The organism is Halomonas sp. R57-5, from assembly GCF_900070345.1.
In the GTDB taxonomy this organism is placed as follows: domain Bacteria; phylum Pseudomonadota; class Gammaproteobacteria; order Pseudomonadales; family Halomonadaceae; genus Vreelandella; species Vreelandella ventosae_B.
In genome coordinates, this window is record NZ_LN813019.1 from 46,619 (window position 1) to 62,202 (window position 15,584).

15 protein-coding genes are annotated in these 15,584 nt (G+C 56.1%); 2 read left to right on the plus strand and 13 right to left on the minus strand.

All coding sequences use genetic code 11. From position 1 onward, the window contains the following. Positions 1-39: 39 nt before the first annotated feature. The 5 genes from phoU to HALO_RS00255 form a co-directional block, all read right to left on the minus strand. Positions 40-765, minus strand: coding sequence for a phosphate signaling complex protein PhoU (gene phoU / locus HALO_RS00235; protein WP_050712793.1), 726 nt, complete (start codon positions 763-765; stop codon positions 40-42). Positions 766-796: 31 nt separating this feature from the next. Next, positions 797-1,612 (minus strand): phosphate ABC transporter ATP-binding protein PstB, encoded by an 816-nt coding sequence (gene pstB / locus HALO_RS00240; RefSeq protein ID WP_035582222.1) that lies wholly within the window; start codon positions 1,610-1,612, stop codon positions 797-799. Then, entirely contained in the window at positions 1,606-3,030 is a 1,425-nt protein-coding gene (gene pstA / locus HALO_RS00245; RefSeq protein ID WP_050712794.1) for a phosphate ABC transporter permease PstA, read from the minus strand. Before pstA ends, pstB begins: the two co-directional genes overlap by 7 nt. Beyond that, the gene (locus HALO_RS00250; protein WP_050712795.1) at positions 3,027-4,145 is read right to left on the minus strand and encodes an ABC transporter permease subunit; all 1,119 of its coding nucleotides are present in this window, start codon (positions 4,143-4,145) and stop codon (positions 3,027-3,029) included. The genes pstA and HALO_RS00250 overlap by 4 nt, the downstream gene beginning before the upstream one ends. 150 nt (positions 4,146-4,295) lie before the next feature. After that, the gene (locus HALO_RS00255; protein WP_050712796.1) at positions 4,296-5,195 is read right to left on the minus strand and encodes a PstS family phosphate ABC transporter substrate-binding protein; all 900 of its coding nucleotides are present in this window, start codon (positions 5,193-5,195) and stop codon (positions 4,296-4,298) included. 197 nt (positions 5,196-5,392) lie between these two features. Here HALO_RS00255 and HALO_RS00260 point away from each other — a divergent pair, with 197 nt between their 5' ends. Further along, positions 5,393-5,809, plus strand: a complete 417-nt coding sequence (locus HALO_RS00260; protein ID WP_035582212.1) for an acyl-CoA thioesterase — start codon at positions 5,393-5,395, stop codon at positions 5,807-5,809. An 82-nt stretch (positions 5,810-5,891) separates the two neighbouring features. Here the strand turns inward: HALO_RS00260 and HALO_RS00265 are convergent, their stop codons facing one another. From HALO_RS00265 to hexR, 4 genes are all read right to left on the minus strand, one after another. After that, positions 5,892-6,986, minus strand: a complete 1,095-nt coding sequence (locus HALO_RS00265; protein ID WP_050712797.1) for a TRAP transporter substrate-binding protein — start codon at positions 6,984-6,986, stop codon at positions 5,892-5,894. 104 nt (positions 6,987-7,090) lie between these two features. Beyond that, positions 7,091-7,570 carry a phosphate-starvation-inducible PsiE family protein gene (locus HALO_RS00270; RefSeq protein ID WP_035582211.1) on the minus strand — a complete coding sequence of 160 codons (480 nt, stop codon included), beginning with the start codon at positions 7,568-7,570 and terminating at the stop codon, positions 7,091-7,093. 32 nt (positions 7,571-7,602) lie between these two features. Then, complete coding sequence (gene uvrD, locus HALO_RS00275) at positions 7,603-9,801, minus strand: DNA helicase II (RefSeq protein ID WP_035582209.1); 2,199 nt, start codon at positions 9,799-9,801, stop codon at positions 7,603-7,605. Between the two features lie 257 nt (positions 9,802-10,058). Then, a complete protein-coding gene (gene hexR, locus HALO_RS00280; protein ID WP_050712798.1) occupies positions 10,059-10,910 on the minus strand; it encodes a transcriptional regulator HexR in 852 nt (283 codons plus the stop codon). Positions 10,911-11,236: 326 nt separating this feature from the next. Here hexR and HALO_RS00285 point away from each other — a divergent pair, with 326 nt between their 5' ends. Next, the gene (locus HALO_RS00285) at positions 11,237-11,452 is read left to right on the plus strand and encodes a PA3496 family putative envelope integrity protein (protein ID WP_022521120.1); all 216 of its coding nucleotides are present in this window, start codon (positions 11,237-11,239) and stop codon (positions 11,450-11,452) included. Between the two features lie 88 nt (positions 11,453-11,540). On the opposite strand, the gene HALO_RS00290 is transcribed toward HALO_RS00285, so the two are convergent. The 4 genes from HALO_RS00290 to HALO_RS00305 all read right to left on the minus strand — a co-directional run bounded on the left by HALO_RS00290 (position 11,541) and on the right by HALO_RS00305 (position 15,576). Then, positions 11,541-12,884, minus strand: coding sequence for a sodium-dependent transporter (locus tag HALO_RS00290; protein ID WP_050712799.1), 1,344 nt, complete (start codon positions 12,882-12,884; stop codon positions 11,541-11,543). Between the two features lie 155 nt (positions 12,885-13,039). Continuing rightward, a complete protein-coding gene (locus HALO_RS00295) occupies positions 13,040-13,894 on the minus strand; it encodes a DUF72 domain-containing protein (protein ID WP_050712800.1) in 855 nt (284 codons plus the stop codon). Between the two features lie 140 nt (positions 13,895-14,034). Further along, positions 14,035-14,829, minus strand: coding sequence for an IclR family transcriptional regulator domain-containing protein (locus HALO_RS00300; protein WP_050712801.1), 795 nt, complete (start codon positions 14,827-14,829; stop codon positions 14,035-14,037). An 84-nt stretch (positions 14,830-14,913) separates the two neighbouring features. Next, the gene (locus HALO_RS00305; protein WP_035582200.1) at positions 14,914-15,576 is read right to left on the minus strand and encodes an HAD family hydrolase; all 663 of its coding nucleotides are present in this window, start codon (positions 15,574-15,576) and stop codon (positions 14,914-14,916) included. Between the last annotated feature and the right edge of the window lie 8 nt (positions 15,577-15,584).

Sequence of the window (15,584 nt, forward strand, 5' to 3'; positions counted from 1 at the left end):
GGCAGCCTGGACGTATTGCAGGAGGAAACCCTTACCAGGTCAAGACTTTTTTAGCACCTTCGGATCGAGGTCGTCGGTGTCGCTGTGGCGAATATCCAGGCCTTTGACGAGATAAACCACATACTCGGCGAGATTGTCGGCGTGGTCGCCAACCCGCTCCAGCGCGCGCAGTACCCACATAATGCTGAGTACTGAGGTAATAGAGCGCGAGTCTTCCATCATAAAGGTCATTAACGAGCGCATCGCGCTGCTGTACTCGTCGTCTACCAGCTCGTCTTCGCGCMCAACCTGCATGGCAAGGTCGGTATCGAAGCGGGCAAAGGCGGTTAGCGCATCGCGGAGCATTTTACGCACGTGCTCGCTGATGTGGCGCACCTCTACCAAGCCGCGAATAGTGCTGGAATTTTCGCTGAGTAGCAGCGCGTTGCGGGCAATTTTGCTGGCTTCATCGCCAATCCGCTCGAGGTCTGAGGTGGCGCGGATAACGGCCAGCACCAGACGTAAATCGGACGCTGCAGGCTGACGGCGCGCCAGTACCCGGGTGCATTCGTCGTCGATTTGCAGCTGCAGATCGTTGACCTGACGGTCATTATCACGCACCTGTTCGGCCAACCGGGTGTCGCCTTCCAGTAGGGCAAAGACGGCGTCCTGCACTTGCTTCTCCACCAGACCGCCCATGGCCATCAGGTGGGTTTTCAGCTCTTCCAGCTCCTGGTTGAACTGGCGAGAGATATGCTGGCTGTGGGTATCGCTCGTAATATCCATGGAGCACTCCTGACGTTTCAGTCGCTAAGGCCTAGGTGATGCGGCCGGTGATGTAGTTTTCGGTGCGTTGCAAACGGGGATTGGTGAAGACCTGATCGGTAGGCCCGTATTCAACCAGCTCACCTTGATGCAAAAAGGCGGTGTAATCCGATACACGCGCCGCCTGCTGCATATTGTGGGTGACCAGTACCAGCGTCAGCTCTGACTTGAGGTTACGGATCAACTCCTCAATTTTGAGTGTTGATATGGGGTCGAGCGCTGACGCAGGTTCATCCAGCAGCAGCACATCGGGCTGTACGGCTAAGGTGCGGGCAATTACCAGGCGCTGCTGCTGGCCACCAGAAAGCTGCCAGGCGGAGCGGTGCAGGCGATCTTTTACTTCATCCCACAGCGCGGCGGAGGTTAATGCCCACTCAATAATGTCGTCCCTTTTGCGCTTGGGCAGGCGCTGCTGCAGTCGCAGGCCAAAGGCCACGTTTTCATAGATCGACATGGGGAAGGGGTTAGGCGTTTGAAACACCATCCCGACACGTCGCCGCAGCTCAGTGACATTCATTTTCGGATCATGAATATCCTGCCCTTCCAGGGTGATTTGACCGCTGTGGGTCGCCGACTCATTGAGGTCGTGCAGCCGGTTAATCGCCCGTAATAGCGTCGACTTACCGCATCCCGACGGACCAATGAAAGCGGTTACACGATGACGCGGAACGCTGAGGGTTAAGTCGCGCAACGCCTCTTTCCCCGCGTAGGCGAGGCTAAAGTGATCGATACTCAGGCAGCTGTGCTCGGACGAAAAGTGCGCCACTGGTGCCTGAGAGGTATTGGCTGAATGTAATGACGCTAGCATTCGTTTCCCCGTTGACGCCTAAGATAATGACGCAGAAATATGGCAGTTAGGTTAAGCACCAGCACAATTAACACTAAAAGTAGCGCCGTAGCGTAAACCAGTGGAATGGCGGCCTGCACATCTTCGCCGTGAAAGGCGGTATCAAATAAATGATAGCCAAGGTGCATAAACTTGCGCTCTAAATGTAGGTAAGGAAACTCACCATCAATGGGCATCTGGGGCGCTAGTTTGGCGACACCCACGAGCATCAACGGCGCCACTTCCCCGGCCGCGCGGGCGACCGCTAAAATCACCCCTGTCAGCATGGCGGGGGCAGCCATGGGTAGTACGATGCGGGTGAGCATCTCTAAGCGCGTAGCGCCAAGGGCCACGGCACCTTCCCGTTGAGCATCGGGAAKGCGCGCTAGGCCCTCCTCGGTTGCCACAATCACCACCGGTAGGGTCAGCAGCGCGAGGGTGAGTGACGCCCATAGCAGGCCGCCGGTGCCAAAGGTGGGCGAGGGTAGCGTATCGTTAAAAAACCACTCATCCAGCGAGCCGCCAATGCCGTAAACAAACACCCCCAAGCCAAATACCCCATACACAATCGACGGCACGCCCGCCAGATTACGCACGCCGATGCGCACGAGGCGAGTCAGTCTTCCCTGGTGGGCGATTTCATTAAGATAAATGGCCGCCAGCACCCCAAACGGAGTGACGATCACCGACATTAAAATCACCATCAGAACGGTGCCAAAAATAGCGGGCCATACGCCGCCACCGGTATTGGCCGCCCGTGGGCCTTCGCTTAAAAATAGCCAAACACCCTCGCCCCAGGCGCGGGTTTTCTGCCATCCGCTCATGGCATTGGGTGCTTGAGCGCTAATCACGCTGGCGAGTGGTTGTCGCAGGGTTTGGCCGTCCACGGTACTAAGCAGCAGTTGTCCCGTCTGGCGCTGGTTAGCGGGAAGTGCCAAGAGAGCCGTCAGCTGCTGCCAGGCCGCATCTCCCGTCCAGCGCTGGTCGCCTTGCTCAATGGCCACCAAGCGGCCGATAAAATCCCCCCAGGGGCTGCGCTCGATGCGGATCAGGTCCTTGGGTTGGGTGCGCTCGACAATTTGCTCAATGGCCACCCAGTGCCAGCGAGCGCCATCGATATCCTGATTGCCGGTGAAGTAGAGGCGCTCATCTCCCGCCTGCTGTGGCAGTGCGACCTCGCGTACGGCTTGGCCTGCAAAGGTTTCACCCGAGCTAAGGGTGATCTCTTCCAGCGTGGCGGGCCAGAAGTGCCCTAGGCCGCGCACCAGCAGCAGCGTCAGTAGGGCGCCCAGCATCAGCAGGGAAAGCGCTACGCTGGCCGCACAGAGCCAAGGCCATAGCTCATTGAGCCGGCTAAAACGAGGGCGGCGAGAGGCGGCGTTGTGCAAGGCAGAGGTCATCCTGTACCCCCTATCTGGTGGTAACGGCGGCGCAAACGCTGGCGGACGACCTCGGCGAGGGTATTGACCAGAAATGTAAATATAAATAACACTAGCGCGGCCAAAATCAGCAGATGGTAGGTTTGTCCACCGGGTGACGCTTCAGGTAGCTCAATGGCGATAGCCGCGGCCATGGAGCGCATCCCCTCAAAGGGGCTGGCGCTAAACAGGGCGGTATTGCCGCTGGCCATCAGCACAATCATGGTTTCGCCCACTGCCCGACCGGCACCAATCATTACCGCCGAGAAAATACCTGGGCCCGCCGCCGCCAGTGCCMCTCTCCACAGTGCCTGCCAGCGGCTGGCTCCCAGCGCCTGGGCGCCCTCTATCAGGGTCGGGGGCACATCGGCCAGTGCGTCTTCTGCCAGTGAGTAGATACTGGGGATAACCGCAAACCCCATGGCAATGCCAACAATCAGCGCGTTACGGGTGGCGTAATCCATGCCAAAACGTTGGTCGAGCAATTGGCGCAGGTCACCCCCTAGCCACTGCTGCTCTATCCATGGCGCGAGCCATAGCGCTATCGCCACCATGAAGACAAGCCAGGGCACTAACCACAGGCCCGCCCAGGAAAGCGGTAAACGGCGACGAAGGTGTGTTTGAGCCCGCTGCCAGAGTAAGCCGGCAAGCGCGGCACTAAGCGGCAGCCAAATGATCAGCACTAAAGCGCTGGCGAGATGACGCTCTACCCAGGGTGCCAAAATAAGCCCGGCAATAAAGCCCACCACCACCCCGGGAATAGCCTCCATCATTTCGAGCGCGGGCTTGATACGCGAGCGCAGGCGCGCAGACATAAACAGCGCTGAGTAAATGGCGGCCCCCAAAGCAACGGGAATGGCGAACAGCAACGCGGCTAACGCGGCTTTGAGGGTGCCCCACGCCAGAGGAGAGAGTTTAGCCAGGGCAAAGGTATCGCCAATCGCCAGCAACGGGAGCGTTTCCCACACCAAAAAGATGCCGATAGCCAAAATTGCCAGCAGTACACCCACGCCGCCCGCGGTAATTAACCCGGTGGCCACGCGATCCTGCAGCAGCCGCAGCGGCTGTCGAGAAGAGGTTAAACGAGGTGGGATCATGTCGCTATCATGACAAAAATAGGCATGGCAAAACCGAGGTGATCATAGCGCTGACCGATAAGTAGTGAAAAACAGTGCATAGATAGGTTCCCTACCCTAAGACAATTATGTGTCAGTTAGATGACAGTGATTGACCACCTTTATTGAGCGTTAAGGGCGCTTTTGCTGCTCGCGAAGAACCTTCTGAGTTAACGGAACAAAGCCGGACGCACGAGCAATCTGTTGACCTTCCGCGGATAGAATCAGCGTTAAGAGTGCCTGCTCAGGTGGTGGCAACGCCTCGCCCGGCGGCAGGTTTACGTAGAGATAAAGGTAGCGCGACAGTGGGTAATCACCGCTTTGAATCGCCGCTTCATCGGGCGGTATGGCGGTGCCGTCATCGTTATAGAGGCTCACTGCGTGCACGGCTGGGGTGAGGTGGTTAAACCCGGCGTAGCCCATCGCATTGGCGGACTCCCCTACCGCGGCGACCACCGCCGATGAGCCTGGGTGTTCGCTGATATCGTTGCGAAATTGACCGCCGCATAATGCCCGCTCTTGAAATAGTCCGTGGGTACCCGAGGCAAGGTTACGCCCATGCAGCGCGATACCGCCAAATGACCAGTCACGGGTTGCTGGCAGTTGCTCCCAGCGCCTGATCGGTGCTTCGCCACCGCAGGCACGAGAGGTGGAGAAGATCGCGTCGACCTGCTGGCGGGTTAGTGCACGCAGTGGGTTATGGCGGTGTACGACAACGATAAGCGCGTCACGGGCGACCTTTAATTCCAGCGGCGGATAGCCATAGCGCTCAATAAAGTTATCACGCTCGTCAGCCGTCATTGGGCGAGACATTGGGCCAAGCCGTGTGGTGCCTGCTACCAGGGCGGTTGGCGCACTGGCCGAGCCGCTGGCTTGAAATTGCAGCTTTACATCAGGATAACGGGTGGKGAGGGTTTCGCCCCAGCGTAACATTAGCCCCGCCATGGTGTCTGAGCCCACAGCGCCCAAGGTGCCACTAATCGCGGCAGGTTGCCCCCAGGCCTGGGGCGCTATCAGCACCATAAGCAGCATTACCAAGCGTAATAAGAGGCGCTGTAGAGGTAAAGAGGCGCCCCTGTGAGTTGAAAGAGTATGCAAATGAGTATTCAAACAAGCGTCCTCTTATGGTTAACTGAATCCATTCTCTGGTGTTGCGATGCAGCAACAGCCATTAACAACGCAGGCGCCCTGCAACGTTTACAACAATAAACTGACTAAGCGACGAACTCATGACTCTTCTGGAAACCGATTTGGACGACGCTCCCGCCCCACAAGGGCAGCTTACTTTAAAATTACTGGCTTCCCGCCAAGATACCAATTTTTATGGCGATATACCCGGGGGGTGGCTGGTCAATCAAATGGATCAAGCGGCTGAGCTTGCTGCCGGGCGTGAAGCGGGTGGCCGCACGGCGACGGTGGCCATTGAGGCCATGGACTTCCTAAGCCCGGTGCGCGTGGGCTCGATGGTCAGTGTTTACACCCAGGTACAAGAGATTGGCCATAGCTCAATCAAAATTGATGTAGAGGTCTGGGTGCGCCCGCCCCATGGGCAGCGCATAGAGGAGCGCCAAAAAGTGACTGAAGCACGCTTTGTGATGGTCGCCCTGGACGATAACGGACGCATTCGCGCGGTGCATAGCGACTAGTTCATCCATCCAGATCCTGCCTCAAATAGCAAAAGGGCGCATAGTGCGCCCTTTTGCTGTGCTTGTCGTTTAGCCTAGCGCTTTAGCCATCGACGTTATCGCGGTTCTTGAGATAGGCGAATTCACCCACATCGCTGAACGGGCGCAGCAGCTTCTGGAAGGCCGAGTAAGACTCATACACGCGGCGAGACTCCTCGTCGCTGTCGACCTGGCGCTGGATGGCTTCCAGGGAAGAGGTGTAAAGCGCTGCCATGACGTCTTCGGGGAAAGTACGCAGTTGAACGCCATGCTCATCGACTAATGCTTCCAGTGCCTGGGCATTACGGAAGGCGAATTCGCTGATCATGGCAAGGTTAGACGCCCGTGCGGCCTCGCGGATCACGTCCTGCAGGTCTTCCGGTAGCTCATTCCAGGCATCCAGATTGATCGTGCCTTCCAGTACCGCCGAGGGCTCGTTCCACGCCGAGGTGTAGTAATAGTCAGCCACCTGATGCAAACCAAACGCCAAATCGTTATACGGCCCCACCCAGTCAGCGGCATCCAGTGCGCCGGTTTGCAGCGAGGTGAAAATTTCCGAGCCCGGCATATTCACGGTGCTGACGCCAATGCCGTTCATCGCCTCGCCGGCTAGGCCTGGCAGGCGAAGTTTTAGCCCCTGCATATCGTCTAGCGAGTTGATCTCTTTCTTGAACCAGCCTGCCATCTGGGTGCCGGTGTTGCCGACGGCAAACGGTTTCAGGTTGTGATTGGCGTAGATCTCATCCCACAGCTCCTGGCCACCGCCATGGTACAACCAGGCGTTCATTTCGGTGGTGGTCATGCCGAACGGCACGGCGGTAAAGAACTGCGAGGCAGCCACTTTGCCGCGCCAGTAGTAAGAGGCAGAGTGGCCCATTTCAGCGGTGCCAGCAGCCACCGCGTCGAACACTTCCAGGGCGGGAACCAATTCACCCGCACCGTGGACGCGAATCTGCATGCGGCCATTGGAAAGCTGCTCTACCCGGCGGGCGAAATCATTCGCACCGGTGCCCAGGGCGGGAAAGTTTTTTGGCCACGAGGTGACCATGTCCCAGGTATAGGTCTCTTGAGCGCGCGCGCTAGAGGTTGTGACAAAAGGGGCAGCAGCGACACCGGCGGCACCCAGGCCGACGGATTTGAGAAAGTTACGGCGTTGCATAGTGAGCGAAACTCCAGAGTTAAACGTACTGTTGTTATAAGGCGCTGAGTGCGCGGTATTCGCTAGTTAGTATGCTGTATAGCGAATTTAGCCCGCAAGCTTGATTAATCATCTGCTGCGTCTTTCATGCTGTTGCCATGGCGTACCAGCCAATAGCAGCCGCCTAACGCTAAGACCGCCATCGAAAGCGCGCCAATTTGCCAGGGGTCGATGACTTCCATATCCAACACCATAAACTTACGCACCAGCGCCATAATGGCAATGAGTACGACGATCTCAACGTGAATGAAACCTTTACCACTGGTCATCGTGCGGATGATGGAGTTGTTGAACTCCATGGCAATCAAGACGGTAAGAATCATGTCGAATAAAGCTTGAAACACCCGGTAGTCAAACGGGTCGCGGCTTTGAATAAACAGCAGTTGCACCACATGAATGACCAGATAATACATGGCGACGAGCACAGCGCCGCCAATGGCGAGCGTCAGAACCATCGATACCAAGCGTTCAAAACGCTGGTAACCGCTGAGTGTCTGCCAGCCGTTACTAACTTCGGGGAATAGGCGTTTTAAGCGTTGTTTCATGATCGTCTACCTGTTGAGTGACAGCGTTGGGCTTAAAGCGGCGTCAACTTGGCAAAGCCGAGGACTAGCCATTTGACGCCTTCGCCTTCAAAGCTGACCTGAACCCGGGCACGCGCGCCTTCGCCTTCCGCGTTAAGGATAATCCCTTCGCCGAATACCGGGTGCTCAACCCCCTGGCCGACGTGCAGGCTGGGTATGTCGCCGTCGCTTTCGACGCTTTGCTGAGCAAAGGAAGTGCGCGATGCCGTCACCGGGCGGGAAATATGCCCGCGCAGGCGGACTTCTTCCAGCAGGTGCGGGGGCAGCTCGCGCAGAAAGCGCGAGGGGCGTGGAAACACCTCTTTGCCGTGTAGGCGGCGGGTTTCGGCGTGGGTCAGGTAGAGCTTCTGCATGGCGCGGGTGACACCGACGTAACACAGTCTGCGTTCCTCTTCGAGCCTGCCCGGTTCCTCAAGGGACATCTTATGCGGAAACAGCCCCTCTTCGACACCGGCAATAAACACCACGGGGAATTCCAGGCCTTTGGCGGAGTGCAGCGTCATCAGCTGTACGCTGTCCTCAAACTCTTCGGCTTCATGGTCGCCAGCATTAAGCGCGGCTTCTGAGAGAAACGCTTCCAGTGCGGCCATGCCTTCGCCCGCTTCAGGGGCTTCAAAAACGTCGCCTTGGGTAAAGGCGCGGGCAGCAGTGACGAGCTCTTCCAAGTTTTCGACCCGCGCCTGGCCTTTCTCGCCGCGCTCACTCTTGTGATGTTCGATCAAACCGGTATGAACCGTGACGTGATCGATAATCTCGTGCAGCGCCATGCCGGAAGCATCGTTATCGAGCTGCTCAATCAGGTTGGCGAAGGTTTGCACTGCATTGGCCGCTCGGCCTTTCAAGGTGCCGTCGTTAATTGAATCGTGGAGCGCCTGCCACAGCTGAATGCCTTGTTCACGGGCGCGCAGGCGGACAATCTCCACGGTGCGGGTGCCGATGCCGCGGGTGGGCACGTTAATCACCCGTTCTAGCGAGGCGTCGTCATCGCGGTTAAGCATCAGGCGTAGATAGGCCAGGGCATTTTTGATTTCCAGGCGCTCATAAAAGCGGTGACCGCCGTAAATACGGTAAGGCATGCCTTGGCGAATCAGCGTCTCTTCCAGCAGCCGCGATTGGGCGTTGGAGCGGTAGAGAATGGCGACATCGCGGCGGTTGAAGCCTTCGTCGACCTTCTCCTTGATGGTATCGACGATATAGCGCGCTTCTTCCAGGTCGTTAAACCCGGCGTAAATCGAGATCGGTTCGCCTTCGATGCCGTCGGTCCAGAGGTTTTTACCCATCCGCTCGCTGTTGTGGCTGATCAGCGTATTGGCAGCTTCAAGAATCGCGCTGGTGGAGCGATAGTTCTGCTCAAGCCGCACGGTATGGGTTTGCGGAAACTCCTGCTCAAAGCGGCTGATATTCTCCACTTTGGCGCCGCGCCAGCCGTAGATCGACTGGTCATCATCGCCTACTGCCGTCATCGGCGTCTGCATGCCGGTCAGCAGTTTTAGCCATGCATACTGCAGGGTGTTGGTATCCTGAAACTCATCCACCAGTACGTGACCAAAGCGCTCCTGATAGTGTTTCAGCAGCGCGGGGTTATCGCGCAGTAGCTCCAGGCTTCTCAACAGCAGCTCGCCGAAATCGACCAGTCCGCCCCGCTCGCAGGTGAGCTGGTAGCGTTCGTAGAGCTCGACCATCTGGCCCATGTAGGCATCGCCATCCACATTGACCTGATGCGGACGCAGTCCCTCTTCTTTACAGCCGGAAATAAAGTGCTGCACTTGGCGCGGCGGGTAGCGTTCGTCGTCGATGGAGTAATCTTTCAGCAGCCGTTTGACCAGGCGTAGCTGATCGTCAGAATCGATAATCTGGAAGTGTTGCGGCAGCTTGGCATCCTGCCAGTGGGTGCGCAGCAGGCGGTGGGCGATGGAGTGAAAGGTGCCTACCCACACATGGCGCATCGAGATGCTAAGCAGTGCCTCAAGGCGGGTGCGCATCTCTTTGGCGGCTTTGTTGGTAAAGGTAACCGCCAGCAGAGCGTAGGGAGACAACCCTTCGGCCTGCATCAGCCAGGCGATGCGATGCACCAGCACGCGGGTTTTACCGGAGCCTGCGCCTGCGAGCACCAACAGATTACCTTGAGGGGCGCTCACTGCTTCGCGCTGGGCGGAGTTGAGCTGATCGAGAATCGCCGTGACGTCGTCCATAATAGCCGCTGCCGGATCAAAAAATAGGCGGCTAGTCTAGCACAGCCAGCGAACTGGCTGTGTATACAGGTGTAGTGATTGCAGTTATTCGCAACTGCTACCTTTAAAAACTTTCTAACAGGGGACGAGGGCAGGCTGAAGCGAGGGTCTTTTGCCATGGATGGCAAAAGTAGCGCCCAAGGACGGGTTTACAGCGCCCTCGCGTAAGCCTGTCCTCGGCACCGAGGCTTATAGCTATGGCAGCGCTAAGAAGCTAATTATTCTTCAGGAAAGCGCAGCGTATTAAGGCTCTTTTTAACCGCTTTGAGCTGTTCGGCGAGTTTCGGCCCGCGGGTTTTGGCCACGCCGACGGCAAGTACGTCAATCAACACTAGATGGGCAATCCGCGAGCTAAGCGGGGTGTAAATCTCGGTGTCTTCATGGACATCGATATACAGCGGCAGGCTAACCTCTTCGGCGAGCGGCGAGCCGCTGGGGCACAGGCCAATGACTGTCGCGCCCGCTTCACGAGCCAGGCGCACACTGGCGACTAACGCTTTGGTACGGCCTGTTTGTGAAATTGCCACCACCACGTCGCCATCATTCAACGTCACTGCCGACATATTCTGCATATGTGGGTCGGCGTAGGCAGAAGTGGAGATCTGCAGGCGGAAAAACTTGTGCTGGGCATCAAAGGCCACGGCACCGGAAGCCCCAAAGCCATAGAACTCGACCCGGTTGGCCATCGCCAGGGCGTTAACTGCACGGCCCAGGGCGTCGTTATCAAGCCGGTCGCGCACTGAGAGCAGCGTGCCCACGGTCGAGTCAAAAATACTGTGGGAAAMCTCAGCGACCGAGTCGCTATCATTCATGGAAAACTGCGCGAACTGACTGCCGCTGGCCAGCATTTGCGCCAGCTGTAACTTGAAGTCCTGAAAGCCATTGCACCCCAGTGCACGGCAAAAGCGCACCACGGTGGGTTCGCTCACGGTGGCTTCGGTGGCTAAATCCACAATACGCATGTGGATAACCTCTTCTGGGTTGCGCAGTACAAACCGCGCCACTTTTTGCTCGGAGCGTCGAAAGTGCTCCATGCGGCGTCTCATTTCATCGAACAGGGCGCGACTCACGTTCAGCTCCTTGGGTGCTCAGCCAGCAGGTAGTCAACAGTACGCCAATATACGATCGTTTTAAACGACCGTTTCTGCCTATCTGCTCACTGTAATGCTTCGTAGTGCTTCAATGTGGTATTTACAGTATGCCTCAATGAGTCCATAGGGCCACGAACTATTAGGCAGCGTTCCAACAGCGTTTAAAGGTCGTTAGTCAGTTTTTTTAAGATTGGTCATCATTTTGTCAAGTAGGGTATAGTAATAATTGAAGTGCCGCACTGCATCATAACAGTCGTCACGGATGCAGGTGGACGAAGGCATATTCATCTGGAGGAACGTCGATTATGAGAAACGTCGAACGAATCACCTCGGTTAAAAGCGAATTGCTCGACATCTTTATGAGTATGGAAGTCGATGAGCACGCTCAACGCCAGCGCAGCGCTGCCCAACGCAGCTTAAGAGCGCGGCGAGGTATTGAGCTTCATCGTGAGTTTCAAAAGTTATCGCGGGATATCGCCCCCTTGCCCGATGAAGATCGGCAAGAGAGCGAATTGCACTAAGTTTTAGGATGCCAAGAGGTTAGGGGCGCAACTATTATCTGCGCAGAACCACGCTGCCCTGCCGGTTAGTTAGCAGGGCCTTGGTGGCTTAGATTAGCCCTGTTACGAACACAGCAATAACGCCAGCGGGCGCTACATAGCGTGCGATGATGTTCCATACACTCTTGCCGGTCGCTGAAAGGCCCAGCTCGTCTTCCACGCTGTTGCGCTCCAAGCACCAAGCGGTGAACAGAATCGCCCCCAGCCCCGTTAGCGGCAGCATAATTTTKCTGGTCAGCGTATCCAGTAGGKCAAACACACCTAATCCAAACAGCAGCGGTTCGCTCCACACGTTAAACGATAGCAGCGCCGCAATACCCAATAACCAAGCACCCACACCGGCCACAATGGTTGCGGTGACACGGCTTAGCGGCGTACGCTCTTCAATAAACTCCACCACTGGCTCCAGCAGTGAAATCGCCGACGTTAATGCCGCAAACGTCAGCAGTAAAAAGAACATCAATCCCAGCAGTAAACCTCCATCTATATTGCCAAAGGCCAGCGGCAGGGTCACAAAAATCAGCCCAGGGCCCGAAGCGACATCCAAATTATTAGCAAATACAATCGGGAAGATGGCTAAACCAGCGCCTAATGCGATCACGGTATCCATAATGATGACCGTGCGGGCGGTTTGTAGCAGGTTGATATCTTTGCCCAGGTAAGAGCCGTAAGCCATCATGATGCCCATGCCCAGCGAGAGCGTGAAAAAGGCATGGCCCAAGGCGGCTAGCACGGTTTCTGCTGTGAGCTTGCTCCAGTCCGGGTTGAACATATACGTCAACGCCTCGCCAAAGTGGCCGGTTGTCATGCCGTAACCGATCAGCACGACCAACAGCAGTGCGAGGACTGGCATCAGAATGCGTACAGCGCCTTCAAGGCCTTTGGTAACGCCGCGGGCGACAATGCCAATGACCAGCAGCATAAACACGGAGTGACCCAGCAGTAGCAACCCAGGGTTACTCAACATGCCATTAAACAGCGCACCAATGCCATCGGCATCTTGACCGCTAAAAGCGCCACTCACCGAGTTAACGGTGTAATAGAGCGACCAGCCACCAATTACGCTGTAAAACGACAGGATCAAAAAGGCCCCAACAATCCCGCTGATGCCCACGATGGCCCATGCTTTAGGCTTTTTCGCCGCGCGTGCCAGTTCAGACATGGTGCTGGCGGGGTTCTTCTGGCCGCGACGACCCAATAGCCACTCGGAGACGAGAATGGGCAAGCCAATCAGCGCGATACAGAGTAAATATACAAATACGAAAGCAGCKCCGCCGCTTTCACCCACCATATAGGGAAACTTCCAGATATTCCCCAGACCCACCGCTGAACCAGCGGCGGCCAGCACAAAGGTCATCCGCGATGACCACTGCGCATGTGCAAGCTTCGCCATACATCACCCATTAAGTCGATTGTTGTGTAAGTCACTGCGTGCGGTGCACGCTAGTTTTCGGAAAGAAGCGTTATTGCCAGCGTACTTTTCCGAAAGTAAGCGCAATTTATCCGATCAAAAGCCTGCATGCCAGTTAGCTGACCTAAAAAGGTGGGTTAAAACAGCTGGCTTTGCTTTTCTTCGGCGAAGGGGCCAAGTGGGGGTAAAGGCGTCACTTCTCCGAGCGCGTTATAGAGTAAACGGGCCAAGTGGGGAGACTCGCGATTATCCGCAGTATGCACAAATAAGAAAGGGGTTTTCCCCTGATTTATCCACAGCTTTAGGCGGGCTTTCCAAGCAGTGAAGTAGCTGCTATTAATCGTTTTGTCAATATGGCCAATAAAGCGAATCACCGGATAATTTGCCGTGGAAAGCACGTGTAGCGGGAGTTTCGGCTTTTCTTGCTGAGCGTGGGCCAGGCCCATATGACTATTGGCCGGGGTTGAGAAGAGCGGGCGCACGTCGAGCATTACGCGGTTGGCCGAATAAGTTATCAACAGGCGGTTAAGGGCTGTTTCGGCGGCTCCTTTGTGGAAAAACTCAGGGTGGCGAACCTCGACTGCACAAGGTAGATGGGCAGGCCAAGCCGCGAGCAGCGCTTCAAGCTGAGGAAGCTCTTGGGGGCCGAAATCCCGCGGTAGCTGCACCATGGTTGGCCCCAGGCGATCATGAAGCGGTTCAAGCGCGGCTAAAAATGCCCAGGCATCCGCTAATCGCGTTAGCCGTTGATCGTGGGTTACGCTGGCCGGTAATTTAAAACAGAAACGAAAGTGGGGTGGAGCCTGGCGCGCCCAGGCGGCAATGGTCTCCGGCTTTGGGGTGCCGCTATAAAAGGTTGTATTGCCCTCAACGCTGGAAAACACAGCCGCGTAATCGCTTAACAGCTCGGTTTTGGCATGGCGTGGGKAAAGGTTGCCCAGCCAGTCTTGATTGGCCCACATGGGCAAGCCTAGGTAAAGTGGAAGCGTCATGGGAGCCAGCCTACGTCAACAAAATCAAGCACTAATGTAACAGGTTCAGAAGCTTGCCCGCTAAGCGCAGAGGGGGCTTTTGAGCAGTTAAAGATGCGCCAGTAAGCCTTGCGTGAACAAGCGCTGGCGCACTAGGCGAGTTAGCAGCTAATAGTGGTGCGGATAAGACGTGCTTTGGACTGAAGCAGCGGTAAGTACTCTTTGAGCAGCGTGTCTAAATCGATACGTGCCGCATTGGTACTAATGTTGATGGCGCCCAACAGTTTGCCGTTGGCATCAAACGCCGGTACCGCCAGTGAGCGCAAGCCGGAATCAAGCTCTTGATCGGCAATGGCGTAGCCTTGCTGGCGCGCCTTGTGAATACACTTTTTAAGCTCGATTTTAGAGGTAAACGTTTTACTGGTATAGCGTTCTAACGTTAGACGCTCTAAGTAGGCATCCAGTTCTGCTTCTGGAAGCTGAGCGAGCAGAACGCGGCCCATTGAGGTATGTGCTGCTGGCAAGCGCGTCCCTACCGATAGCGTAATGGCCATCAGTCTATGGCGCGCCGCTGAACGGGCTACATAGATAACTTCATCGCCATCCAGTACGCCTAAGGAAGATGACTCACCACACTCGTTGGTGATCTCCTCCAGATACTGCTGAATAGCGCTGCGGTAATTATTAGCAGACAAAAATGAGTAACCCAGTTGAAGCACCCGCGGCGCTAGCTCAAAGTAGCGCTGCTGTTTGCGTACATAGCCTAACGCGTGCAGCGTGAGCAGAAAGCGCCGGGCCTTGGSCCTGTTCATGCCAGTGCGCGCGGCCACTTCGCTAAGCGTCATGCGTGGATGGCTTTCATCAAAGGCTAAAATCMCTTCCAAACCGCTTGCCAGCGCTGTCACGAAGKCGCGGTCATCGGGGGTTAACATTTCATCCAGAAGCTGCTCTTCCATCGGTGTCCACTCATCGGAATAGGCGTAAATTTAAAAGACCAATATAGCATATTGTTCGAATAGCGAACATATATGCGCTGATCGCTATAGTAGGTTGAGAGCTTGAACCAATGTGCAGAGGTCTTTAATCGTGACAACATCGTTTGGGAAGGGAGATTGAGCGGGATTCGCCGTGACACCAACAAACAGCGTTCCATTTGATCGTGCGGCGCGATAGTCATTATACGAATCGCCAATCATTACGGCGGCTTTCGGTGCCAGTTGGTGCCGGGTTAGTAAGTTGCGCAAGCCTGTGGCCTTGTCCGGGGGCGCCCCCACTACCTCTTTAAAGTAAGGCGCCAGCTGACGCTGCTCCACAATGGCCGTGAGTTCCTGCTCGGGTGTGGCAGAGAGTAGATATAGCAATCGGCGGTGGTGCCAATCGCTTAAAAATTCTAGCGCTCCAGGAATGGGCGGTGCGGCCAGTAAGCGCTCTTCGACACTATCTTTAAATTGCCTGCAAAGCGCCTGAATACGCGCGTCACTGGCTCGTTTGCCCAGGATGTGCTCTTCAATATGGCGAAACTTGACCTCTCTAGGCTGGCCGCCGCGACGGCTAAGGTAGGCCACGATGGCACGGTAATCAGCTTCCGGCGCTTGACAGTATACGTCGGCAAACGCCTGGCGTTTTAGGGTTGCTGAGTCGAGAACAACACCATCGAAGTCAAACACCAATGCATAAGAAGGGATCGTATTGTCATCACTCACGGAACTAC